Raw genomic sequence first — 22,284 nt, forward strand, 5'->3', positions numbered from 1 at the left:
GAAAGGGTCTTTTATTTCTCGCTGATGTACATTCATGTGTCCGAAATGTGTCCTGGATGGGCCGGATGGTGAAAAAGTTTACGCCATGATTGATGGTGGTATATTAGAATATCGTTGGCATACATGGTATAATGTTGCTAAACATGTGTGCTTATCATGTAATATTATAACGCATTCAAAAGGAGACTAACGCAATGGAACAAAAATCTTATCTCATTACAGACGAAACAGGAATTCACGCAAGACCAGCAACAATTCTCGTACAGACAGCATCCAAATATGATGCTGACATCCAGCTCGAATACAACAGTAAAAAGGTGAATCTGAAATCCATCATGGGCGTTATGTCACTTGGTGTAGGCAAGGACTCTGAAGTGACGGTCTATGCTGAAGGCAAAGATGAAACTGAGGCTATTGAAGCGATTACTGAAACACTGTCCAAAGAAGGATTGACCGACTGATGTCTGATATTCTTAAAGGGATTGGTGCGAGTGACGGTGTAGCCATTGCACCGGTATACTCTCTGGAAGAGCCGGATCTGTCTTTTGACAGCAAATCCATCGATGCCGGTCAGGAAGACGCTGAAGTGGAACGCTTCAAAGCCGCTTTCAACCAGTCCAAAGTCGAAATTACAAAAATCAGAAACCATGCGGAGGAATCAGTAGGTCCTGAACATGCGGCCATCTTCGATGCACACCTGCTTGTGCTAGACGATCCGGAGTTCCTTGGACCGATCGAATCCCATATCCGCAATGACCAGAAGAGTGCGCCTCAGGCACTTCTGGAAACTAGGGACCAGTTCGTTGCCATTTTTGAGAACATGGACAACGATTATATGAAAGAGCGCGCGGCAGACATCAAGGACGTTTCGAAGCGTGTGCTCGCGCACATGCTCGGGAAGGAACTTCCGGATCCAAGCAAGATCGATACACCGGTCGTCATTGTAGCCGAAGACCTGACGCCTTCCGATACGGCACAGCTTGATAAGAATTTTGTCAAGGGCTTTGTGACGAATATCGGCGGAAGGACTTCACACTCTGCGATCATGTCCCGTTCCCTTGAAATTCCGGCTGTTGTCGGTACAAAGGATATTACGTCACGTGCGAATGCTGGTGACCACATCATCGTGGATGGCAGTGCGGGTGAAGTCATCGTCAACCCGACGGAAGAGGAAGTACTTGTCTATAAGGATAAGGAAGCGAAAGTCCAGGAAGAGAGGGCAGAGCTTCAGAAGCTTGTGGATGAACCGAGCAAGACGATGGATGGCATCTCAGTCGAGCTTGCTGCCAATATCGGCACACCGGATGATCTTGACGGTGTCAGATCCAATGGTGCCGAAGGCATCGGCCTCTACCGTACTGAATTCCTCTATATGGGCAGAAACGAGCTACCTACAGAAGATGAACAGTATGAAGCCTACAAGAAAGTACTGAAGGATATGGGCGACAAGCCGGTTGTTGTACGTACAATCGATATCGGTGGAGATAAGGAACTGCCTTACATGGATCTCCCTAAAGAAATGAATCCATTCCTCGGATACCGTGCGATACGCATGGCACTGGATAATCAGGATCTGTTCAGAACCCAGTTGCGTGCACTGCTGCGTGCATCCCAGCACGGCAATCTGAAAATCATGTTCCCGATGATCGCAACAATCGATGAATTCAACCGTGCGAAAGCAATGCTGATAGAAGAGAAGGATAAGCTGACTGATGAAGGAGAGAAGGTCAAGGAAGATATCGAAGTCGGTATCATGATCGAGATTCCTTCAGCTGCAATCATTGCAGACCAGTTTGCAAAAGTGGTCGATTTCTTCTCGATCGGTACAAACGATCTGATCCAGTATACAATGGCTGCGGACCGTATGAACGAATCTGTCAGCTATCTCTACCAGCCGTACCACCCGGCGCTCCTCAGACTGATCAAGATGGTCATCGATGCAGCGCATAAAGAAGGCAAATGGGCCGGCATGTGCGGAGAGATGGCAGGAGATGCGCATGCAGTGCCGTTGCTCGTCGGTCTCGGTCTGGATGAATTCTCCATGAGCGCTTCTTCCGTTCTGAAAGCGCGCAAGCAGATTTCGGAACTCAAGAAGACCGACATGGAACGTCTGGCACAGGCGGCAGTCGAATGCAGCAGCACTGAAGAAGTGCTTGCACTTGTAGAAGAATATACGCAGAGAGCATAGTTTGGAACACGCATGGTACACCACCATGCGTGTTTTTCTTGTTATAATGACAGAAAAAGAGCAGAGGAGAACTACCGATGAATCAGACTGCACGTCGACCGCTTGAGCTTTATCTCACCTTGCCGATCCTTGCTTTTGCATTCTACGACTTTGCAAACACCATCTTCAGTGCCAATATCGTCACGCTGTTTTTCCCGCAGTATATTACAGAAACAGTAGGTACAAACCCCAGGCTTGAACAGATTGCTTCCACCATCATCGCCTATGCCAATGCACTGGCTGCCATACTGCTTGTTGCATTTGCGCCACTCTACGGGGTAACGATGGACCGTACCGGCAGACGCAAGAAGTATGTCGTCATCTTTACACTGCTGTGTGTATCGGCTGCCATCGGCATGGGGATATTCGGAGGGATGGATACTGCCCGGTGGTTCGGCCTGCCGAACGGCTTTGTGCTTGCAGTGCTGCTATTCGTCTTTGCAAAATTTGCATTCAACTCCGGCAATGTCTTCTATGATGCGATGCTTTCCGGGCTCGGCAACAAGAAGGAGATCCCGCTCATTTCGGGCTACGGTGTCGCACTCGGATACATGGGGACATTGTTCGGCATATTCTCCGTTCTTCTGCTTATCGGAGACCGGGCTGTCCATCATACATTCTGGCTGTCCGGCATCCTGTTTCTTATATTCTCACTGCCGCTTTTCTTCATTAATAGGGATCAGCCGCAACAGACAAAGCCAAGACAGCAATTTCTGAAAGGGTATAAAGATATCTACCAGACTTTCAGGGAGGCACGCTCTTATCCCTCCATATTCTATTTCATGATTGCCTACTTCTTTATAAACGATGCGCTGGCGACAGCAATCGCCATGATGCAGCCCTATGCAACGACGGTCGTCGGTTTTGAAGCAGGCACTTTTCTCATCATCTTCATGGTTGCAACACTGTTCAGCATCGTCGGCGCCATAATATTCAGCTTCATCAATAGGAATATCGGCTCCAAGAAGACATTCACCATTGTTGCGCTGCTGCTTGCCCTTGCTGTGGCGATTGCAGCCCTGCCCTTGCCGATGTGGACGTTCTGGATTGCTGCTGCACTTTTCGGAATCGCAATGGGATCCACATGGGTGGTCAGCAGGACGATGATCATTGAACTTGCTCCGGAAGGGAAGGAAGGGCAGTTTTTCGGACTGTTTGCCTTCAGTGCGAAGATGAGTGCCATCGTGGGGCCGTTCATCTATGGATCGATTACACTTGCCATGGCGGACTATGGCACGCTTGCCTCACGCATGGCCATTACAAGCCTGATCATCATGGTCATAATCGGTCTCATATTCCATCTTAGAGTAAGAGATCAAAAATACACGGTTTAATTCTTTGATATTCAGGGCAAAATAGGGTAGAATAAAGAAACAGTATGATAATTATTTCACAAATTATCCAAAATATAAATGGTGAACGGTCCATGAATCGGTAGACAGGTCATGGGCTGCAATCCATTGTCGGAGAGGTGATTGAATGGATGATGTGATCATTGGTCGGGTGCTCACTGCGTCGACTCTTGGATTCCATATTATCTTTGCAACAATAGGTGTAGGTATGCCGCTTGTCTTCATGGTATTGGAATTCCTGGGCTTGCGTAAGAAAGACGACAAGTACTTGACGATGGCACGCAGAATAGCGAAAGGGTATACGGTGACCGTAGCCGTCGGTGTTGTAACCGGCACGATCATAGGGCTGCAGCTGTCTCTCATCTGGCCGGAATTCATGCAGTTTGGTGGACAGATCATCGCGCTTCCGCTGTTCATGGAAACTTTTGCATTTTTCTTTGAAGCAATATTCCTTGGAATATTCCTATATACGTGGGACCGCTTCAGAAATCCTTGGCACCACTGGCTTCTGAACATCCCGATCGTGGTCGGTTCCACTCTGTCTGCTGTATTCATCACTACAGTCAATTCCTTCATGAATACACCAGCAGGGTTCGATCTTGTAGATGATGTATTTGTAAATGTCGATCCACTGGCAGCAATGTTCAATCCGTCGAGCTACGTCAGAATATTCCACGTTGTTGTAACAGCCTATACGACTGCTGCTTTCATCATTGCATCAATTGCTGCTTTCAAACTCCTTCGTTCCAAACACAAGGAGGATCGAGAGTACCACAAGAAAGCGCTCAGGGTCATGATGGTGATCGGACTCATTGCAGCTGCTATGAGTGCACTTGCAGGTGACCTTTCCGCCAAGTTCCTTCATGAAAACCAGCCGGAAAAGCTGGCAGCAATGGAATGGCACTTTGAAACTGAAGATAACGCCGATCTTGTGCTTTTCGGAATGCTCGATGAAGAGACACAGGAAGTAAGCTATGAAATCAGGGTGCCGAGCGCACTCAGCTTCCTTGCAGGCAGTTCATTCGATACGGAAGTCACAGGGCTGAATGATATACCGGAGGATGAACGGCCGCCGCTGATCATACACTACTTCTTCGATACGATGGTATTCTTCGGCATGTTCGGACTGAGTGTAGCAATCATCTACCATATTGCGAAGTTTACGAGGTTCAATGAACACCATCCGGCACTGCTGTACCTTTATGTACTGACCGGCCCTCTGTCTGTTGCTGCCATCGAATCCGGCTGGTTCCTGGCGGAACTCGGCCGCCAGCCATGGATTCTAAGAGGCTACATGCGTGTGTCGGAAGCGGTGACGAACGCCGAAGGTCTCGGTATCACTCTGATCGCATTCGTAATGCTGTACATCGTACTCGGTGCGACATGCGTATACGTACTGCTCAGGATGTTCCAGAACAAGAGCGTGCATGCGGATCACCTTGAGATGTACGGAGATAAAGACAGAGGGGGTCTGCTGCCATGAACTATGAACTGATTGGCGTAACGGTTCTGTGGACGTTCCTGTATGGCTATATCATTGTGGCATCGATTGATTTCGGTGCCGGTTTCTTCAATTTCTACTCGAAACTGACCGGTGATGATAATGTCATCAGTCCAATCATCCAGCGCTATCTGAACCCGGTGTGGGAAGTGACCAATGTATTTTTCGTCTTCTTCTTCGTCGGAATCATCGGCTTCTATCCGGATACAGCCTACTATTATGGTACGGCGCTTCTCATTCCTGCGAGCATTGCACTGATACTGCTTGCGATCAGGGGGGCGTACTATGCCTTCAACTCGTATAATAAGGAGCCGAAGCTTTCATGGACGTTCCTGTATGGTGTAACAGGCCTCCTGATACCTGCTTCACTGTCGATGGCACTCGTCATATCGGAAGGCGGCTATATCGTGGATGGGGGAGATGGCATCCAGCTGCAGCTTGAAGAACTGCTCTTCAGTACGTATGGCTGGTCGGTAGTATTCCTGGCCATCATTACAGTACTCTATGTATCGAGCGGCTTCCTGACGTTCTATGCCGCACGTGCCGAGGATAATCAGGCACTGGAGTTGGTACGCAGATGGTTCCTCATCTGGGCGTTGCCGATGCTGTTCATTTCCCAGTTTGTATTCCTTGGTCTCAGGGAACACAACCTCGAGCACTTCCAGCGCGCACAGGACTACTGGTATCTGTTCGGCCTGAGCCTCGTGTCGATGGGCATTGCAGTATTCCTGATGTGGCGCAGGCGGTTCTTTGGACTGGCCTTCATCATGATCATGCTGCAGTTTGCATTCGCCTTCTACGGCTATGGCATCAGCAAGCTGCCGTATATACTCTATCCATATATCGATATCAATACTTCAGTTGTGAATGACGCTATGGCATTCAGTTTGACAATTGTGTTCATTTTAGGTTTACTATTATTGATTCCTAGTCTTGTTCTGGTGATGAGGCTGTTCCTGTTCGATAAGGAATATGTAAGAGGGAAGAGCAGTAATAAGTACTGACAATTGAGATGGACTGGTGATTATATGAATAAGGATTATGCAGTAATCGGGCTCGGACGGTTCGGGGGCAGTATTGTCCGCGAGCTGATCGAACTTGAAATGGATGTGCTGGCAGTCGACCTGGATGAAAACCGGGTCAACGAGTATGTCGATATCGCAACACAGGCAGTCATTGGTGATACGACTGAAGAAACAGTCCTCAAAGATCTTGGGCTTGGCAATTTTGATAATGTCATCGTGGCAATCGGCGACAATATCCAGTCGAGCATACTGACAACACTGCTGCTCAAGGATCTTGGTGTCAAGAAGGTCAGCGTCAAGGCGCAGAATGACTATCATGCAAGAGTACTCGAGAAGATCGGTGCCGACTATGTCATCCATCCCGAACGGGATATGGGTCGTCGCATTGCCCACAAGCTGGCGTCTAGTTCAGTACTCGACTACCTTGAGCTCTCTGATGAACACTCGATCGTCGAGCTCGTGGCCCAGGAAAAGCTTGCGGATAATTCATTATTGGACCTTGATATCCGGGCGGAATACGGCGTCAGCGTCATTGCCATCAAGCGTGGCGATGACATCATCGTCAGCCCCGACCCTACAGTCAATATCAAGGAAGATGACATACTGATCGTCATCGGCAATGATGCCGATCTGACTCGCTTTGAAAAATCATTGATATGAAAATAAAAATGACATCAGACCATATGGTCTGATGTCATTTTTTTATTCCTGCTCCTGCTTGTCTTCCACTCTCATGATGGTCGGCAGTATCATCGGTTTTCTATGTGTCTTGCGGTACAGATGGTTGCTCAGCTCTTCGATGATGAGCTGCTTCACATGGTACCATTCGACATTCTCCTTCGAGTTCAGAAGGTTGATGACATCACCTTTGATCTTCTTCTCGGCGCTGCGGATGAGCCCGTATGACTCACGCATGTAGACGAAACCGCGTGAGATGATGTCGGGACCACTGAGCAGTGTCTTTGTGCTGAAGTCGATGGAGACGACAACAATCGCAAGTCCCTCTTCTGAAAGGTCTTTTCTGTCACGCAGAACGATATTGCCGATATCCCCGATGCCGATGCCGTCTACAAATACCGTACCGGCAGGTACACGGTGGCTATGTCTGGCACTGTCTTTCTTCAGTGCCAGGACATCTCCGATCTCCATCAGGAAGATATTGTCGGGATCCATGCCTGTATTCACTGCAAGTTCCTTATGCAGGTGCAGCATGCGGTATTCACCGTGGATCGGCATGAAATACTTCGGACGCATCAGTCTGAGCATCAGTTTCTGCTCTTCCTGGGAACCGTGGCCGGAAGTGTGGATGTTGGACAGTTTGCCATGAATGACATCCGCTCCAGCCTTGTAGAGTGCATTGATTGTACGGTTGATGCTGAGCGTGTTGCCAGGAATCGGTGAAGAACTGAAAACGACTGTGTCGTCAGGTATGATGCTGATCTGGCGGTGTGTACCGTTGGCAATTCTTGAGAGGGCTGCCATCGGCTCACCCTGTGAACCTGTACACAGCATCATGACCTTGTGCTTTTCGATGCTGTTGATCATTCTTGGTTCGATGAATGTTTCAGGCGGCGCTTTGATATAGCCGAGTTCGAGACCGATCTTGATGTTGTTTTCCATGCTGCGGCCGAAGATGCATATTTTGCGGTCGAATTTGATGGCGGCATCGATGGCCTGCTGAACACGGTAGATATTGGAAGCGAATGTCGCAAAGATGATTCTTCCGGTACATTTCCTGAAGATATCCTCCACATTCTGACCGACTTCCTTTTCGCTGATTGTAAAGTTCGGTACTGTCGCATTGGTGGAATCGGACAGGAGGCACAATACGCCTTCTTCACCGAGCTGTGCCATTTTCGCAATATTTGCGGGTTCGCCGACAGGGGTGAAGTCGAATTTGAAGTCGCCGGTATGGACGATGGTCCCTTCCGGTGTACGGACAACGACACCGTACGCTTCCGGAATGGAGTGGGTCGTCAGATAGAACTCGACGGACATGTGCTTGAAATTGAGCACTGTCTCCTCCTTGACCGGATTGAGCTCCGTCGTGCGCAGAAGGTGGTGCTCTTCAAGCTTGTTGCGGATCAGTCCGAGCGCAAGTGGACCGGAATAGATCGGTACATTGATTTCCTTTAGAAGAAATGGAATGCCGCCGATGTGGTCTTCGTGTCCATGTGTGACGATGAGTGCACTGATGCGCTCCTTGTTCTCCTTCAGGTATGTGTAGTCCGGAATGACATAGTCTATACCGAGCTGCTCATCATCCGGGAACTTGATGCCTGCGTCGATCATGATGATCTCATCTTTATATTCGATACAATAGGTGTTTTTACCGATTTCCCCGAGTCCCCCGAGGGCAAATACGCCTACTTCTCCTTTTTCAAGCGTCATCAGGTATTCTCGACCTTGAAATCTTCGTTGTTTGCTTTTTCGTACTCAAGGTGTGAGGGACTCAGTTCCTGTACGAATTCAATGTTATACGGGTCGTCATCGAGCATCTTGCGGACTTCGGATTCCGAACCCGCTTCATAGTAGCGTGTGAGTGTATCCTCACGGATGATACGGTTATCCAGGGTTTCCTGGAAGAAAACTTTAAAAACTGCCATTTATATATTCTCCTTTTGCTGGTTGTGTCCAATGATATTGTTGTTCTAGGAATTGTGTGCTGTAAGAAGCAACACAGAAAAGAAGGGGGGTCAGTCCTTCTTCATGTATTCGTTGTTGAGCAACCCTTTCCTACCGAGAATGCGTCCGAGCCTCTGTTTCAGCTTCTTCCTCAAACGTTTAAGCATTCAAGACCACATCCCTTTATCAGCTTAAGTTCATTTTACATTATAGACGAAGGACATGCAAAGACTTTATAATTGCCTTGAATGGAGGGATACAGATGAAAGACAGGCGTATATTCGAAGCAGTGCTGCTTGAGCGCGAGCGCCAGGATCGCAACATGATCATGATCGAGTTCAACATCCATCCTGACATGGTTGTGATGAACTATGTGTACGACGATCATGATGATGGCGGTGATGTACATAGGAAGCGTCATGACCGTGATCCGGAAATACTCGACCGCAACACTTTTGAAGCCGTAAAGGAAAAGCTTATTGAACATAACGTGCCATACAGGGAAAGACGCGATGCGTTCATCTAAATCCGGCTATTGATTACAAATAGGAAAAGCGGCTCCCTTCGGGAAGCCGCTTTTCTCTATTCCACCGGTCTGGCACCGATTTTCGGTTCCATCGGCATGTCCTGATCAATCCGGTCGTAGAACATAATGCCATCAAGATGGTCGAGCTCGTGCTGGAGTACGACGGCAAGCATGCCTTTCGCCTTCACTTCCACCGGTTCACCGTGTATGTCGGTGGCAGTGACTTTCACTCTCTGATAGCGATGGACGAGCCCCGGCATCTCCTCATCCACACTCAGGCAGCCCTCGCCGTTCGGCAGGTACGTTTCCGTAACGGAATGGCTCTTCACCTTGGGGTTGATGAGCATATAGTCATGCAGTACTTCGCCTTCCTCACCTTCGATGTAGACGGCGAGCATGCGCTTGTCGAGACCGATCTGGGGCGCAGCAAGGCCTACTCCGGGACGCAGGCCGTATCTCTCGGCCGTCTCTTCATTCTGCGAGTTGACAAGGTATTCCCGCATCTCTTTAAGCTGGCTGATCGTCTCCTCATCTATTTCTTCCACTTCCGCTGTCCTGATCCTGAGAAACGGATCCGGATCACGGATGATATCTTTCATTGTAAGCAAAATAAACCCTCCAGTTTCATCTAAGTCGTTTTTATTATACTATAATACCCAGGAGAACGTGGAAAGCACAAACATTTTTCCACTGGAAAGCCAATAATCGGAGGTAGGATAATGAAGAAACTGTTAGGCGGCCTGCTGATTTTTTCAGTAGTGCTCACAGGATGTTCCTCGGACGAGGATGAACTCATGGATTTTTATAATGCGTTTCAAGAGACTGTCGAGGTGGAAAAGGAGATAGGGGACGTGACAGCAAGATTTGACGAACTGGAAGCTGAAAAGGCGGAACTGCAGGAATCCCTCGAAACTGCCTCGATAGAAGAGCTGCCGGAGATCAGCGCCGACCTTGTCGAGAATACGGAGGCAAGAGTGGCGCAGCTTGATGAGGAAGTGGCCATCATGGCGGAAAGCAGAAGCCGCATGGAGACGTCCGAGCAGTACATCAGTAAGATTTCGAATGAATCCAATCAGGAGCAGGCGCAGTCCCTGGTCGATGCGATGAAGGAAAGATACAGCGCACACGGGGAGATGATCGGCAGCTACAAGACAGTCCTTGAAAGTGAAAGGAGCATATTCGAATATCTTGGAGAGGAGGACATCTCCCAGGACGAAGTGGATGAGCGTCTGAACAACCTCAATGAAGAATACCAGCAGGTACAGGAAGATGCACAGACTTTCAGCGAACAGACCGAAAACGTCAATGAAATAAAGAGGGAAATCGAATCACGTATTGAGGGATAGACAATGGAAGCGCTCTATTATATAACAGATATTACTGTTTTAGTACAGAGAACGTTGATTTAAAGCCTTTTTCAATGTACTGTTACAGTTGTGTTTGATTTACTATTATAACAGCATGTGATAAAATTATTTATATTAAATGAAAAACTGAAAGGTATGGTGAACTGTTTATGGCACCGAGGAAAAAGAGCTTCGATCCCGTCAAAACACTTGAAGAGATTGAAAGCAAATTTGAAATGTTTCAGATTCTGGACCAGGATGGCAAAGTAGTCAATGAAGACTATCTGCCGGAACTATCCGATGATGAACTGGTAGAACTGATGAGACGCATGGTATGGACACGTGTACTTGATCAGCGTTCCATCTCACTCAACCGTCAGGGCCGTCTCGGCTTCTACGCACCGACAGCTGGACAGGAAGCTTCCCAGCTTGCAAGCCAATACGCACTTGAAGGAGGAGACTACATCCTGCCGGGCTACCGCGATGTACCGCAGCTGATCTGGCATGGTCTGCCTCTGACTCAGGCGTTTCTATTTTCCAGAGGCCACTATAAAGGGAACCAGTTCCCTGAAGGCGTCAATGCACTGAGCCCGCAGATCATCATCGGTGCACAGTACGTGCAGACTGCCGGTGTTGCGCTCGGTATCAAAAAGCGTGGCAAGGATGCTGTCGCAATCACATATACTGGTGATGGCGGTACGTCACAGGGTGACTTCTATGAAGGCATCAACTTTGCAAGTGCCTATAAGGCGCCGGCAATCTTTGTCATCCAGAACAACAACTATGCCATCTCCACACCACGTGAACTGCAGACGGCAGCGAAGACACTGGCGCAGAAAGGTGTTGCTTCAGGTGTACCAAGTGTACTCGTCGATGGCATGGATCCACTTGCGGTCTATAAAGTGACAAAAGACGCACGTGACCGCGCAGTTGCCGGTGAAGGACCGACAGTCATCGAAATGCTGTGCTACCGCTATGGACCGCATACGATGGCAGGGGACGACCCGACACGCTACAGAACTTCCGATGAAGATTCCGACTGGGAGAAGAAAGATCCGCTTGTCCGCTTCCGCCAGTACCTCGAAGAGAAGGGTCTCTGGAGTGAAGATAAGGAAAATGAAGTGATGGAACAGGCGAAGGAAGATGTCAAGAAAGCCATCAAAGAAGCAGATAATACAGAAAAACAATCCGTAACAGAGCTTATGGAGATCATGTATGACGAAATGCCGAGCAATCTCAAAGAGCAGTATGAAGTCTACAAAGAAAAGGAGTCGAAATAATCAATGGCACAGATGACAATGATTCAGGCAATCACTGATGCGATGGCCACTGAACTTAGAAATGACGAGAATGTTCTCGTCTTCGGTGAAGATGTCGGCGTAAACGGCGGTGTGTTCCGTGCGACTGAAGGCCTGCAGAAAGAATTTGGCGATGAGCGTGTATTCGATACACCCCTCGCCGAGAGTGGACTTGCTTCCATGGGTCTTGGACTCGCAGTTGAAGGATTCCGCCCTGTTGTCGAGATCCAGTTCTTCGGCTTCGTTTTCGAAGCAATGGACGGCATCGCAGGTCAGATTGCACGTCACAGATACCGTTCCGGCGGCTCCAAAGAGATGCCGGTTGTAATCCGTGCGCCATTCGGCGGCGGTGTCCACACACCTGAGCTTCACGCAGATTCACTGGAAGGACTGATGGCGCAGACGCCAGGTCTCAAAGTTGTCATCCCTTCCAACCCGGTGGATGCGAAAGGACTGCTCATCGAAGCGATCCGTTCGAATGACCCTGTCGTGTTCCTCGAGCACATGAAGCTCTACCGTTCATTCCGTGAGGATGTGCCGGAAGAAGAGTACACTGTCGAAATCGGCAAGGCCAACGTCAAGCGTGAAGGGGACGACATCACACTGATCGCCTATGGTGCAATGGTGCAGGAAGCGATCAAGGCAGCAGATGCACTTGCAGAGGAAAACGTATCTGCAGAAGTCATCGACTTGAGGACTGTTTCTCCAATCGACTACGACACACTTGTGAAATCCGTTGAAAAGACGAACCGTGCAGTTGTCATCCAGGAAGCGCAGCGTCAGGCAGGCGTATCTGCAAATGTTGCAGCTGAACTGTCGGAACGTGCAATCCTCAGTCTCGAGGCACCAATCATGCGTGTCGCAGCACCGGATACAGTCTATTCGTTTACACAGGCAGAAGGCGTGTGGCTCCCGAACAAAGATGATATCATCGAGCGTGCAAAGCAAGTATTGGACTTTTAATTAGCAAAAGGAGGAAATACTGTGGCATTTGAATTTAAACTGCCGGATATCGGTGAAGGTATCCATGAAGGTGAAATCGTCAAGTGGTTCATAGCTGAAGGCGACGAGATTAAAGAAGACGACGTACTCGCAGAAGTGCAGAATGATAAGGCAGTAGTCGAAATACCATCTCCAGTGGATGGCACGATCAAGAAACTTCACGTTGAAGAAGGTACTGTAACAACTGTTGGTGAAACAATCGTTACAATCGACGACGGTTCAGAAGATACAGGCAGCTCTGAGCCTGCGAAAGAAGAAAAGAAAGAGGCGGAACCAGAAGCAGCTTCCACTGCGCAGAAGGAACAGCGCGATGTTGGAGAAGAGGCACCTGGATCAGAAGAAGAATCGAAGGATTCCAAAACTGGTGAACGTGTCATTGCGATGCCATCCGTTCGCAAATTTGCGCGCGATAATGACATCGATATCCATGAAGTCAGCGGCAGCGGCAAGAATGGCCGTGTCGTCAAGGAAGATGTCGAAGCATTCATGAATGGCGACCAGACTTCCGGCGAATCTGCCGAGGAGACGGAAGCGGAAACAGCTGGAACAGAATCCAAAGAAAGTGCATCAGCACAAAAAGCGCCTGAAGGCGACTTCCCTGAAACACGCGAGAAGATGAGCGGTATGAGAAAAGCGATTGCGAAAGCGATGGTCAACTCCAAGCAGACATCTCCTCACGTTACACACCTCGACGAAGTCGAAGTACAGGCACTATGGGATCACAGAAAGAAATTCAAGAGCATCGCAGAAGAGCAGGGCGTCAAGCTGACATTCCTTCCATATGTCGTCAAAGCGCTCGTATCCATGCTCAAGAAATATCCTCAGTTCAACACTTCAATCGATAATGAATCATTTGAAGTTATCCAGAAACATTATTATAATGTGGGTATTGCTGCGGATACGGAACGTGGACTTGTTGTACCTGTCGTCAAAAATGCAGACAAGAAATCCATGTTCGAAATTTCCGATGAAATCAACAATCTCGCTGTCAAAGCAAGAGACGGCAAGCTTTCCGGTGATGAAATGAAAGGCGGATCCATGACGATCTCAAACCTTGGTTCTGCAGGTGGACAATGGTTCACACCTGTCATCAACCAGCCTGAAGTTGCAATCATCGGTATCGGCCGCATTGAACAGAAAGCAATTGTAAGAGATGGAGAAGTTATTGCAGCACCTGTACTGGCACTGTCACTCAGCTATGACCATAGACAGATTGACGGCGCAACAGCACAGAATGCTCTGAACCACGTCAAGCGTCTGCTTAACAATCCGGAATTACTATTAATGGAGGGATAATTACACATGGTAGTTGGAGATTTTCCTATTGAAACTGATACAGTTGTAGTTGGCGCCGGCCCAGGAGGCTATGTTGCAGCAATCCGTGCAGCCCAGCTCGGCCAGAAAGTAACAATCGTCGAAAAAGGAGACCTTGGTGGTGTATGTCTGAACGTCGGATGTATCCCTTCCAAAGCAATGATCTCCTCATCCCACCGTTTCCATCAGGCACAGCACTCCGAAGATATGGGTATCGTGACTGAAGGCGTCAAACTTGATTTTTCCAAAGTGCAATCTTTCAAGGACAGTGTAGTCAAAAAGCTTACTGGTGGCGTTGAAAGCCTGCTCAAAGGAAACAAAGTTGAAATCGTCAGAGGCGAAGCATACTTCGTCGAGGCAAACAAAATGAAAGTCATGGACGACAAGCAGTCCCAGACTTACGAGTTCAAAAATGCGATCATCGCTACAGGCTCCCGTCCAATCGAGATTCCTGGATTCAAGTTCGGCAAGCGTGTGCTGGATTCCACTGGCGCACTGGCACTTGAAGAAAAGCCTGAAAAGCTCGTCGTTATCGGCGGCGGCTACATCGGTACCGAACTCGGTACAGCGTATGCCAACTTCGGTACTGAAGTGACTGTACTTGAAGGTGCAAAAGACATTCTGGGTGGTTTTGAGAAACAGATGACCCAGGTTGTCAAAAAGAACCTCAAGAACAAAGGCGTTGAAATCGAAACGGAAGCAATGGCTAAATCTGCTGAAGAAACAGATGACGGCGTCAAAGTGACTTATGAAGTTAAAGGCGAGACAAAGGAAATCGAAGCGGACTACGTTCTGGTTACTGTAGGACGGAAGCCGAACACGGAAGAAATCGGACTTGAAGAACTCGGCGTCAAAATGACCGACCGTGGTTTGATCGAGGTCGACAAGCAGTCCAGAACTTCCATCGATAACATCTTCGCTATCGGAGATATCGTTCCTGGTCTTCCGCTTGCCCACAAAGCAAGCTACGAAGGCAAGGTGGCAGCTGAAGCGATTGCTGGAGAGAAATCCGAAGTGGATTACCTCGCAATGCCGGCTGTCTGCTTCTCCGAGCCAGAGCTGGCGACAGTCGGCTTCAGTGAAGCAGATGCCAAAGATGCAGGATTCGAAGTGAAAACAGGTAAATTCCCATTCGCAGCGAACGGTCGCGCGCTTGGTCTGAATGAGACTGACGGCTTCGTCAAACTGGTTTCACGCAAGGAAGATGGCCTTCTGATCGGCGCTCAGGTTGCAGGCACAGGCGCATCCGATATCATCGCTGAACTCGGTCTTGCAATCGAAACTGGCATGACAGCCGAAGATATCTCACTCACTATCCATGCACACCCGACATTGGGAGAAATTCCGATGGAAGCTGCAGAAGTGGTACTCGGCAAACCGATCCACACGATGTAGTCATAACTTTAAATGGCGTCCTAATTGGGGCGCCTTTATTTATTTTACAAAGTAAGGAGTCTTTAAGATGGAAGAATACAGCTATCCAATCGATGTAGATTGGACAACGGAAGAAATCATTGATGTCGTCGATTTCTTTGAGGCCATTGAAAAGGCTGATGAAAAAGGCATCATAGCATCTGAACTGAAGGATAAATACCGGAAGTTCAAAGTAGTCGTTCCAGGCAAAGCCCAGGAGAAGGCGCTTTTCAGAGAATTCAAGGAGAACAGCGACCTTGAAGCCTACTCCGCAGTCAAGATGCTGAAAGATGCAGACGACAGTGATGTCATCAAGATATAGAAATAGAATTAGAAGACCTGTTCCAGAGCGGAGCAGGTTTTTTTATGCGATCTGGTGCGATGTTCGGCTTGACGTGCACTGGGGCCAGTAGTCTATGCAAATCAGAATCCTCGTCAATCTAAAAGTGTAGAAAATATTTCTATTGTCTTTGACAGTCACTGCGAATATAATGAATAAGGCTGTTTTTACACCCAGAATGTCTGATAAAAGGAGATGGCAATGACTAATATCAATCTACAGAATATCAACTATCAATACGGTGACACGGTAATACTTAAAAATATAGAGCATACATTCGAGGCGGGGCGCTTCTATACCATTCTCGGCCCGTCAGGATGCGGCAAGACGACCATACTAAAAATGATCGGCGGGTTCATCCATCCGACGGATGGTAAGGTTTCTTTTGATGGCAGAACGATGAACGGCATCGATGCGAACCGGCGGAAAGTCAACACGGTGTTTCAGGACTACGCACTGTTCCCCCACCTTAACGTATATGAAAATATCGCCTTCGGTCTGAAGGTGCGCAGAATATCCAAAAATGAAATCAGAACCAAGGTGGAGGAAGCGCTTCGCTTCGTCAACCTCGCCGACTTCAGGGACCGTCCGATTGATGCGCTATCCGGCGGTCAGCGCCAGAGGGTGGCAATTGCACGGGCGATTGTCAATGAACCGGATGTCCTGCTGCTGGATGAACCGCTCAGTGCACTCGATCAGAACTTGCGTGTCGATATGCAGTATGAATTGAAGGAGATACAAAAGCGTCTTGGCATCACCTTCATATTCGTGACACATGACCAGGAGGAGGCGCTTGCGCTCTCGGATGAGATTCTTGTCATGAATAATGGAGAAATCGTCCAGGCGGGACCGCCGAAAGATATTTATGATGAGCCGCTCAACCGCTATGTGGCTGAATTCATCGGAGACTCGAATATTGTCCGTGGTGTCATGGTTGAGGATAATCTGGTCAGCATCTATGGACGGAACTATTCCTGCGTGGATGGTGGTCTTAAGCCGAATACATCGGTTGATGTCATGATACGTCCTGAGGACCTGCTCATCACTGGACACGACAAGGGGAAAATGAATGTCACCATCGATTCCTCACTCTTCCGGGGTGTGCATTACGAAATCGGGTGCATCGACCAGGATGGCTACGAATGGATCGTCCATTCGACGAAAGATGCGGAAATCGGCCAAAAGGCTGCGCTCGACTTTGAAAGAGTCAATATCCATGTCATGGTGCCGGGTGAGGATGAGGATGCCTTCAACGAACGTCTGGAATCATATCAGGAGGACGAGGTATAATGCGGAAGCTTCTTTTCATTCCCTATCTCATCTGGATTGTGCTGTTCGTGGTGGCACCACTCGGCCTCATGGTCGGCTATTCATTCTTCGATATATCCGGCAACCCGACGCTTGAGAACTATGGCGCATTCTTCAGCAGCGAATATTTCGAAATGACGCTGTCATCTTTCTGGTATGCTTTTCTGATCACGCTGTTCTCACTTCTGGTCAGCTACCCGCTGGCACTGGCAATCCGCCAGACAAAGCACAAGATGTTCTGGCTGCTGCTGATCATACTGCCGACGTGGATCAACCTGCTTTTAAAAACGTATGCCTTCATCGGCATGTTCGGGAAAGAGGGGCTGGTCAACGCAGTTGCGGCTGCATTTGGGCTCGGAGAACTGCAACTGCTGTTCAGTGACGTTGCCTTCATCATCGTCAGTGTCTACATTTTCATTCCATTCATGCTGCTGCCGATTTTCAATGCGGTGGACGGCATCGACAGCAATCTGCTGTCCGCTGCAAGGGATCTTGGCGCTTCAAAATGGGATACATTGCGGCGTGTGCTGCTGCCCCTCTCGCTGCCGGGAATAAAGACCGGCATACAGGTCGTCTTCATTCCGAGTCTGAGCCTGTTCATGATCACCCGCCTGATTACAGGAAATAAGGTGATCACACTGGGAACAGCAATCGAGCAGCAGTTTCTGACAACGGAAAACTGGGGCATGGGTGCCACAATCGGTGTGTTCCTGATTCTCGCCATGATGCTTGTCATGACGGTGACATCAGGCCGCAGCAATAAAGAAACAGGAAGGGTGGGACGTCTATGAAAACACTGGGCCGATCCTATATGGTCGTCATATTCATCTGTCTGTATCTCCCGATTGCCTATCTGATTTTCTATTCCTTAAATAGCGGGGGAACAATGACCAGTTTCGACGGCTTTACACTTGAGCATTATCAAAGCGTATTTACAGACAGCAGGCTGATCGTCATCCTGCTCAATACGGTGGCGGTGGCGCTGGTTTCAGCCGGTCTTGCTACACTGATCGGCATCGGAGGCGCCATCGGCCTGTACAACATCAGGATGAAGCGGCTGAAGCAGTCGCTGCTCAGCCTGAACAATGTCATGATCGTATCTCCGGATGTCATCATCGGTGCGTCACTGCTCATCCTGTTTACTGTGCTCGGCATCAGCCTGGGTGCATTCTCCGTCATCATGGCGCATATTGCGTTCTCGGTTCCGATCGTCGTCCTGATGATCCTGCCGAAACTGCAGGATATGAAGTCGTCCTACCTGGATGCCGCCCGTGACCTCGGGGCGAGTTCCTTTGATGTGCTATGGCGCGTCATCATCCCGCATATCAAACCGGGTATTCTTGCCGGCTTCTTCATGGCGCTGACATACTCGCTGGATGACTTTGCTGTGACATTCTTTGTGACCGGAAGCGGCTTCTCGGTACTCTCTGTAGAAATATATGCCATGGCGAGGCGTGGCATATCGCTTGAAATCAATGCGATATCAACACTCGTCTTCCTGGTTGTTCTGGTGATTGCGCTGGGCTACTACTTCATCACTTCACGCGCATCGGTCAAACGAGGAGGAATAACATGAAAAGTATTGTTTCAATGATTCTCGCTGCCATCGGCATCGGGGCACTGATCCTTTTCGGCACAAGATTCATCAATCCGGTCCCGAATGAGGAAGGCAATGTCCTTCACGTCTATAACTGGGGCGAGTATATCGACCCGGAACTGCTGGCGCAGTTCGAGGAGGAGACGGGTATACGCGTCATCTATGAAACTTTCGATTCCAATGAAGCCATGAAGGTCAAAGTCGATCAGGGCGGGACGAACTATGATGTGGTCTTCCCAAGTGAATATATGGTCGAGAAGATGGTGGCTGAGGATATGCTGCTGCCGCTCGATCATGAGCAGATACCAAACATGAAAAACATCGGCGATAATTTCCTCGATCAGCCATTTGATCCGGGCAATACGTACTCCCTGCCTTATTTCTGGGGGACTGTCGGCGTACTCTTCCATCCAGAGACGACGGAAGGTCTTGATTTTTCGGATTGGGATACACTGTGGGATGCGCGCCTTGAGAATGACATACTGATGGTCGACGGCGCCCGGGAAGTCATGGGTGTCGGACTGGCTTCACTCGGATACTCACAGAATGAAACTGATATGGATGCACTGCGTCAGGCTGAAGAAAAGCTTGAGGCACTGGGTCCGAATATCCGTGGCATCGTCGGTGATGAAATCGCTGCGATGATGGAAGTGAACGAAGCAAAGGCTGCAGTCGTCTGGAGCGGCATGGCACAGGATATCATGTGGGAAAATGAAGCACTGGATTTCACTGTGCCGGAAGGCGGCTCCAATCTGTGGTTCGACACGATGGTGATTCCGAAGACGGCACAGAATGTCGAAGGGGCGCACCAGTTCATGAACTTCCTGCTCGATGCGGAAAATGGGGCGCAGAATACGGAATGGGTCGGATATGCGACGCCGAACGAAGCGGCCTACCAGCTCCTTGATGAAGAGGTCCGGCAGGATGAAAGATTCTATCCGAGACCAGAGCAGCAGGAGGAACTGGAGGTGTACAGGAACCTTGGTCCTGAGATGATCTCCAAGTACAACGAACTGTTCCTGAAGTTCAAGATGACACTGGAGTAGCTGCATGATCAAAACAACTTCCCGATACCGCTCATGGTTGATTAAAATCTTGACTGTAGGGTATTATTCAAAGTGAAGACATAATATCACGGGAGGTTAACATGGCTAGAAAAAATTACACACAAACAGTAGAACCTGTCAGCCGGATTGCTGAAAAGATCTTCGGGTGGCTGGCCTGGATTGCTCTGCTCGCGATTACTGCTCTACTACTATTCTTCTCACTGGTCACAATGAATGATGCAGCATTTGTCGAGAATTTCCGTCAGGATATGATGGCACAGTTCCAGCAGATGGCCCAGCAGGGGCAGGATCTCGGTGCAGCACCTGAAGAGATTACCGACCTTGTGGTCAGCTGGATGAACAATGTCTGGCTGATTGCGCTCTACCTGATGATCCCTCTGATCCTGGGACTATTCGGACTATTGACGATGCGTCGTAGAATACTTGCAGGTTTCCTGCTGCTGCTGGCAGCGATCTTCACTGCACCACTTGTTCTGGGTGTCATTGCAGGACTGATTCCTCTATTCTTCGTCATTGCGGCAATTCTTCTTTTCGTCAGAAAAGACCGTGTCGTCAAGAATGATGATATGGAACCGCTGGATAACAGAAGAAATGATTACGACCGCAACCGCAGCAATGCATACGACGGCAGAAGAGGCGTGGCAACAGATGATGCGGCCTACAACCGTCGTCGCGACATGGAAAACGACCTCGAAGACAATCAGATGAATCGTCATGGTGATGACCCTGTAGGAAGATACGAACAGGATCGCGAAAATCAGCGTCGTGCAGATGAAATCGATGAAAGAAGACGTGGAGAAAGGTCGAATGACCTTGAAGAGACAAGAACCTTCCGCAGTCTTGATGATCATGATGCCAATTCACGTTCCAGCAGCGTCACTTATGACGACCAGACGGGACGCAATCGTGGCTCCGATGACAATGATCGCTTCATCGACCGTAACATCGACTCTTCAGAAGCAACTGGTCCTGTGACCGAACAGGAGTATACACGTCGGGGCGGTACGGCTGGCGGCAACGAGAAGGATAATGATACGACATTGAACGACACTGCCGACAAGCGTCGTGGTGCAGACTACGATTATGACGCAACCAAGGAACGCAGGGATAATGTCAATCGACGCAACAATGATGATCTATAATTGAATGATTCTGTCAAAGTCCGGCTTATGAAGCCGGACTTTTTTGTTTGATCACGTCTATTGCAGCAATCGCTCTCAAGAAAGTTGAAGAGATGTTTTTCTACACAAAAAAAGTTATAGTTCCAATTATTCAAAAAATTAAATAAAATACCTAGGCTATTTCGTTTTTATCTGTTAAGATACTCTCTATAGTTTTAAGCTAAAAAACCTGGGGAGTGATATCGATGAATGCGTTAGCAAGACTGAGTCAATTTGTAGGAAACACGTTTGGCATATGGGTGATCATTTTCGCCATCCTGTCATTTATCGCTCCAGACGGCTTTACATGGATTGCACCATACATAAGCCTACTGCTCGGCATCATCATGTTCGGCATGGGTCTTACATTGAAGCCGTCAGATTTTAAACGGGTACTGAAGGCCCCGAAGCTCGTTCTGATCGTTGTGCTGGCACAGTATACGATCATGCCGCTTCTGGCACTCGGACTGGCTGTGCTTTTCCAGCTGCCGCCTGAACTTGCGGTCGGCGTCATTCTTGTAGGATGTACGCCTGGCGGCACGTCATCCAATGTCATGACGTTCCTGGCCAAAGGCAATACGGCACTGTCCGTGACGGCGACTGCCGTCTCGACGGTGCTTGCGCCTATACTGACGCCTGCACTCACACTGCTTCTGGCAAGTACATGGCTGCCTGTATCATTCATGGATCTGTTTGTTTCGATCATCCAGATTGTACTGGTACCGATAGCACTCGGACTCATTGCGAGGACGCTGCTTGGTGATCAGGTTGAAAAGGGCATTGCCGTACTGCCGCTCGTTTCAGTGGTCGGCATTGTCGGTGTCGTGGCAGCTGTCGTATCGAATAATACCGAAGCCATCATGCAGTCGGGTCTTCTTATTTTCGGTGTGGTGATGCTGCATAATGTGCTTGGATACGTAATCGGCTTCGTCCTTGCCAAAGTTCTGCGCTTTGATCTCGCCGATCAGAAGGCGGTCTCGATCGAAGTCGGCATGCAGAATTCAGGGCTTGCCGCAGCATTGTCCGCCGCTCACTTTTCGCCACTATCAGCTGTACCGGCTGCACTGTTCAGCGTCTGGCACAACATATCCGGATCAGTCGTGGCGACATGGATGAGCAAGCAGCGTGAAGACAAAGAGAATGAAAAAGCAGTCAGCAGCAGTAAAGTCCATATTTAAGTTTT

The 22,284-nt window shown here is 48.9% G+C and carries 22 protein-coding genes; 19 read left to right on the plus strand and 3 right to left on the minus strand.

The annotated features are described in order from the left end of the window. The first annotated feature begins 194 nt into the window (after positions 1-194). The 6 genes from FO441_RS01890 (at position 195) to FO441_RS01915 (ending at position 6,765) form a co-directional block, all read left to right on the plus strand. The gene (locus tag FO441_RS01890; protein ID WP_145284977.1) at positions 195-461 is read left to right on the plus strand and encodes a phosphocarrier protein HPr; all 267 of its coding nucleotides are present in this window, start codon (positions 195-197) and stop codon (positions 459-461) included. Beyond that, positions 461-2,188, plus strand: a complete 1,728-nt coding sequence (ptsP, locus tag FO441_RS01895) for a phosphoenolpyruvate--protein phosphotransferase (RefSeq protein WP_145284980.1) — start codon at positions 461-463, stop codon at positions 2,186-2,188. The genes FO441_RS01890 and ptsP overlap by 1 nt, the downstream gene beginning before the upstream one ends. A 77-nt stretch (positions 2,189-2,265) precedes the next feature. Next, entirely contained in the window at positions 2,266-3,561 is a 1,296-nt protein-coding gene (locus tag FO441_RS01900) for an MFS transporter (RefSeq protein ID WP_145284981.1), read from the plus strand. 145 nt (positions 3,562-3,706) lie between these two features. Next, on the plus strand, positions 3,707-5,062 hold the full coding sequence (locus FO441_RS01905; protein WP_145284984.1) for a cytochrome ubiquinol oxidase subunit I: 1,356 nt from the start codon (positions 3,707-3,709) through the stop codon (positions 5,060-5,062). Further along, positions 5,059-6,084 carry a cytochrome d ubiquinol oxidase subunit II gene (locus FO441_RS01910; protein WP_145284986.1) on the plus strand — a complete coding sequence of 342 codons (1,026 nt, stop codon included), beginning with the start codon at positions 5,059-5,061 and terminating at the stop codon, positions 6,082-6,084. Before FO441_RS01905 ends, FO441_RS01910 begins: the two co-directional genes overlap by 4 nt. Positions 6,085-6,108: 24 nt before the next feature. Next, positions 6,109-6,765 (plus strand): potassium channel family protein, encoded by a 657-nt coding sequence (locus tag FO441_RS01915; protein ID WP_145284990.1) that lies wholly within the window; start codon positions 6,109-6,111, stop codon positions 6,763-6,765. A gap of 42 nt (positions 6,766-6,807) precedes the next feature. Here FO441_RS01915 and rnjA read toward each other — a convergent pair whose 3' ends face one another. Both rnjA and FO441_RS01925 read right to left on the minus strand, forming a co-directional pair. After that, positions 6,808-8,496 (minus strand): ribonuclease J1, encoded by a 1,689-nt coding sequence (rnjA, locus tag FO441_RS01920; protein ID WP_145284993.1) that lies wholly within the window; start codon positions 8,494-8,496, stop codon positions 6,808-6,810. Continuing rightward, the gene (locus tag FO441_RS01925; RefSeq protein WP_145284996.1) at positions 8,496-8,711 is read right to left on the minus strand and encodes a DNA-dependent RNA polymerase subunit epsilon; all 216 of its coding nucleotides are present in this window, start codon (positions 8,709-8,711) and stop codon (positions 8,496-8,498) included. Before FO441_RS01925 ends, rnjA begins: the two co-directional genes overlap by 1 nt. Positions 8,712-8,992: 281 nt before the next feature. Here FO441_RS01925 and FO441_RS01930 point away from each other — a divergent pair, with 281 nt between their 5' ends. Beyond that, positions 8,993-9,256 (plus strand): hypothetical protein, encoded by a 264-nt coding sequence (locus tag FO441_RS01930; RefSeq protein WP_145284999.1) that lies wholly within the window; start codon positions 8,993-8,995, stop codon positions 9,254-9,256. Between the two features lie 56 nt (positions 9,257-9,312). Here FO441_RS01930 and def read toward each other — a convergent pair whose 3' ends face one another. Further along, on the minus strand, positions 9,313-9,864 hold the full coding sequence (gene def / locus FO441_RS01935) for a peptide deformylase (RefSeq protein ID WP_145285001.1): 552 nt from the start codon (positions 9,862-9,864) through the stop codon (positions 9,313-9,315). A 111-nt stretch (positions 9,865-9,975) separates the two neighbouring features. Here def and FO441_RS01940 point away from each other — a divergent pair, with 111 nt between their 5' ends. The 12 genes from FO441_RS01940 to FO441_RS01995 all read left to right on the plus strand — a co-directional run bounded on the left by FO441_RS01940 (position 9,976) and on the right by FO441_RS01995 (position 22,279). Next, entirely contained in the window at positions 9,976-10,602 is a 627-nt protein-coding gene (locus FO441_RS01940; RefSeq protein ID WP_145285004.1) for a YkyA family protein, read from the plus strand. Between the two features lie 170 nt (positions 10,603-10,772). After that, positions 10,773-11,882: a pyruvate dehydrogenase (acetyl-transferring) E1 component subunit alpha gene (gene pdhA / locus FO441_RS01945; protein WP_145285007.1), complete on the plus strand. Its 1,110-nt coding sequence runs from the start codon at positions 10,773-10,775 to the stop codon at positions 11,880-11,882. A gap of 3 nt (positions 11,883-11,885) precedes the next feature. Continuing rightward, on the plus strand, positions 11,886-12,863 hold the full coding sequence (locus FO441_RS01950; protein WP_145285010.1) for an alpha-ketoacid dehydrogenase subunit beta: 978 nt from the start codon (positions 11,886-11,888) through the stop codon (positions 12,861-12,863). Positions 12,864-12,884: 21 nt separating this feature from the next. Beyond that, entirely contained in the window at positions 12,885-14,198 is a 1,314-nt protein-coding gene (locus tag FO441_RS01955) for a dihydrolipoamide acetyltransferase family protein (RefSeq protein ID WP_145285013.1), read from the plus strand. A 6-nt stretch (positions 14,199-14,204) separates the two neighbouring features. Further along, on the plus strand, positions 14,205-15,611 hold the full coding sequence (gene lpdA / locus FO441_RS01960) for a dihydrolipoyl dehydrogenase (RefSeq protein ID WP_145285016.1): 1,407 nt from the start codon (positions 14,205-14,207) through the stop codon (positions 15,609-15,611). A 67-nt stretch (positions 15,612-15,678) separates the two neighbouring features. After that, positions 15,679-15,951 (plus strand): UPF0223 family protein, encoded by a 273-nt coding sequence (locus FO441_RS01965; protein WP_145285019.1) that lies wholly within the window; start codon positions 15,679-15,681, stop codon positions 15,949-15,951. A gap of 219 nt (positions 15,952-16,170) precedes the next feature. Then, positions 16,171-17,259, plus strand: coding sequence for an ABC transporter ATP-binding protein (locus FO441_RS01970; RefSeq protein ID WP_222927798.1), 1,089 nt, complete (start codon positions 16,171-16,173; stop codon positions 17,257-17,259). Further along, positions 17,259-18,068, plus strand: a complete 810-nt coding sequence (locus tag FO441_RS01975) for an ABC transporter permease (RefSeq protein WP_145285024.1) — start codon at positions 17,259-17,261, stop codon at positions 18,066-18,068. Before FO441_RS01970 ends, FO441_RS01975 begins: the two co-directional genes overlap by 1 nt. Continuing rightward, positions 18,065-18,853 carry an ABC transporter permease gene (locus FO441_RS01980; RefSeq protein WP_145285027.1) on the plus strand — a complete coding sequence of 263 codons (789 nt, stop codon included), beginning with the start codon at positions 18,065-18,067 and terminating at the stop codon, positions 18,851-18,853. Before FO441_RS01975 ends, FO441_RS01980 begins: the two co-directional genes overlap by 4 nt. After that, positions 18,850-19,920, plus strand: coding sequence for an ABC transporter substrate-binding protein (locus FO441_RS01985; RefSeq protein WP_145285030.1), 1,071 nt, complete (start codon positions 18,850-18,852; stop codon positions 19,918-19,920). The genes FO441_RS01980 and FO441_RS01985 overlap by 4 nt, the downstream gene beginning before the upstream one ends. Before the next feature lie 101 nt (positions 19,921-20,021). After that, positions 20,022-21,083: a DUF4064 domain-containing protein gene (locus FO441_RS01990; protein ID WP_145285033.1), complete on the plus strand. Its 1,062-nt coding sequence runs from the start codon at positions 20,022-20,024 to the stop codon at positions 21,081-21,083. Positions 21,084-21,307: 224 nt separating this feature from the next. Beyond that, a complete protein-coding gene (locus FO441_RS01995) occupies positions 21,308-22,279 on the plus strand; it encodes a bile acid:sodium symporter family protein (RefSeq protein WP_145285036.1) in 972 nt (323 codons plus the stop codon). Positions 22,280-22,284 lie beyond the last annotated feature (5 nt).

This window comes from Salinicoccus cyprini, assembly GCF_007713705.1.
Taxonomy (GTDB): domain Bacteria; phylum Bacillota; class Bacilli; order Staphylococcales; family Salinicoccaceae; genus Salinicoccus; species Salinicoccus cyprini.

What these genes read in the sequence shown, in the direction of transcription:
- FO441_RS01890 (WP_145284977.1), top strand. Translation starts at nt 195, where the DNA reads ATGGAACAAAAATCTTATCTCATTACAGACGAAACAGGAATTCACGCA.
- ptsP (WP_145284980.1), top strand. Translation starts at nt 461, where the DNA reads ATGTCTGATATTCTTAAAGGGATTGGTGCGAGTGACGGTGTAGCCATT.
- FO441_RS01900 (WP_145284981.1), top strand. Translation starts at nt 2,266, where the DNA reads ATGAATCAGACTGCACGTCGACCGCTTGAGCTTTATCTCACCTTGCCG.
- FO441_RS01905 (WP_145284984.1), top strand. Translation starts at nt 3,707, where the DNA reads ATGGATGATGTGATCATTGGTCGGGTGCTCACTGCGTCGACTCTTGGA.
- FO441_RS01910 (WP_145284986.1), top strand. Translation starts at nt 5,059, where the DNA reads ATGAACTATGAACTGATTGGCGTAACGGTTCTGTGGACGTTCCTGTAT.
- FO441_RS01915 (WP_145284990.1), top strand. Translation starts at nt 6,109, where the DNA reads ATGAATAAGGATTATGCAGTAATCGGGCTCGGACGGTTCGGGGGCAGT.
- rnjA (WP_145284993.1), bottom strand. Translation starts at nt 8,496, where the DNA reads ATGACGCTTGAAAAAGGAGAAGTAGGCGTATTTGCCCTCGGGGGACTC.
- FO441_RS01925 (WP_145284996.1), bottom strand. Translation starts at nt 8,711, where the DNA reads ATGGCAGTTTTTAAAGTTTTCTTCCAGGAAACCCTGGATAACCGTATC.
- FO441_RS01930 (WP_145284999.1), top strand. Translation starts at nt 8,993, where the DNA reads ATGAAAGACAGGCGTATATTCGAAGCAGTGCTGCTTGAGCGCGAGCGC.
- FO441_RS01940 (WP_145285004.1), top strand. Translation starts at nt 9,976, where the DNA reads ATGAAGAAACTGTTAGGCGGCCTGCTGATTTTTTCAGTAGTGCTCACA.
- pdhA (WP_145285007.1), top strand. Translation starts at nt 10,773, where the DNA reads ATGGCACCGAGGAAAAAGAGCTTCGATCCCGTCAAAACACTTGAAGAG.
- FO441_RS01950 (WP_145285010.1), top strand. Translation starts at nt 11,886, where the DNA reads ATGGCACAGATGACAATGATTCAGGCAATCACTGATGCGATGGCCACT.
- lpdA (WP_145285016.1), top strand. Translation starts at nt 14,205, where the DNA reads ATGGTAGTTGGAGATTTTCCTATTGAAACTGATACAGTTGTAGTTGGC.
- FO441_RS01965 (WP_145285019.1), top strand. Translation starts at nt 15,679, where the DNA reads ATGGAAGAATACAGCTATCCAATCGATGTAGATTGGACAACGGAAGAA.
- FO441_RS01970 (WP_222927798.1), top strand. Translation starts at nt 16,171, where the DNA reads ATGACTAATATCAATCTACAGAATATCAACTATCAATACGGTGACACG.
- FO441_RS01975 (WP_145285024.1), top strand. Translation starts at nt 17,259, where the DNA reads ATGCGGAAGCTTCTTTTCATTCCCTATCTCATCTGGATTGTGCTGTTC.
- FO441_RS01980 (WP_145285027.1), top strand. Translation starts at nt 18,065, where the DNA reads ATGAAAACACTGGGCCGATCCTATATGGTCGTCATATTCATCTGTCTG.
- FO441_RS01985 (WP_145285030.1), top strand. Translation starts at nt 18,850, where the DNA reads ATGAAAAGTATTGTTTCAATGATTCTCGCTGCCATCGGCATCGGGGCA.
- FO441_RS01990 (WP_145285033.1), top strand. Translation starts at nt 20,022, where the DNA reads ATGGCTAGAAAAAATTACACACAAACAGTAGAACCTGTCAGCCGGATT.
- FO441_RS01995 (WP_145285036.1), top strand. Translation starts at nt 21,308, where the DNA reads ATGAATGCGTTAGCAAGACTGAGTCAATTTGTAGGAAACACGTTTGGC.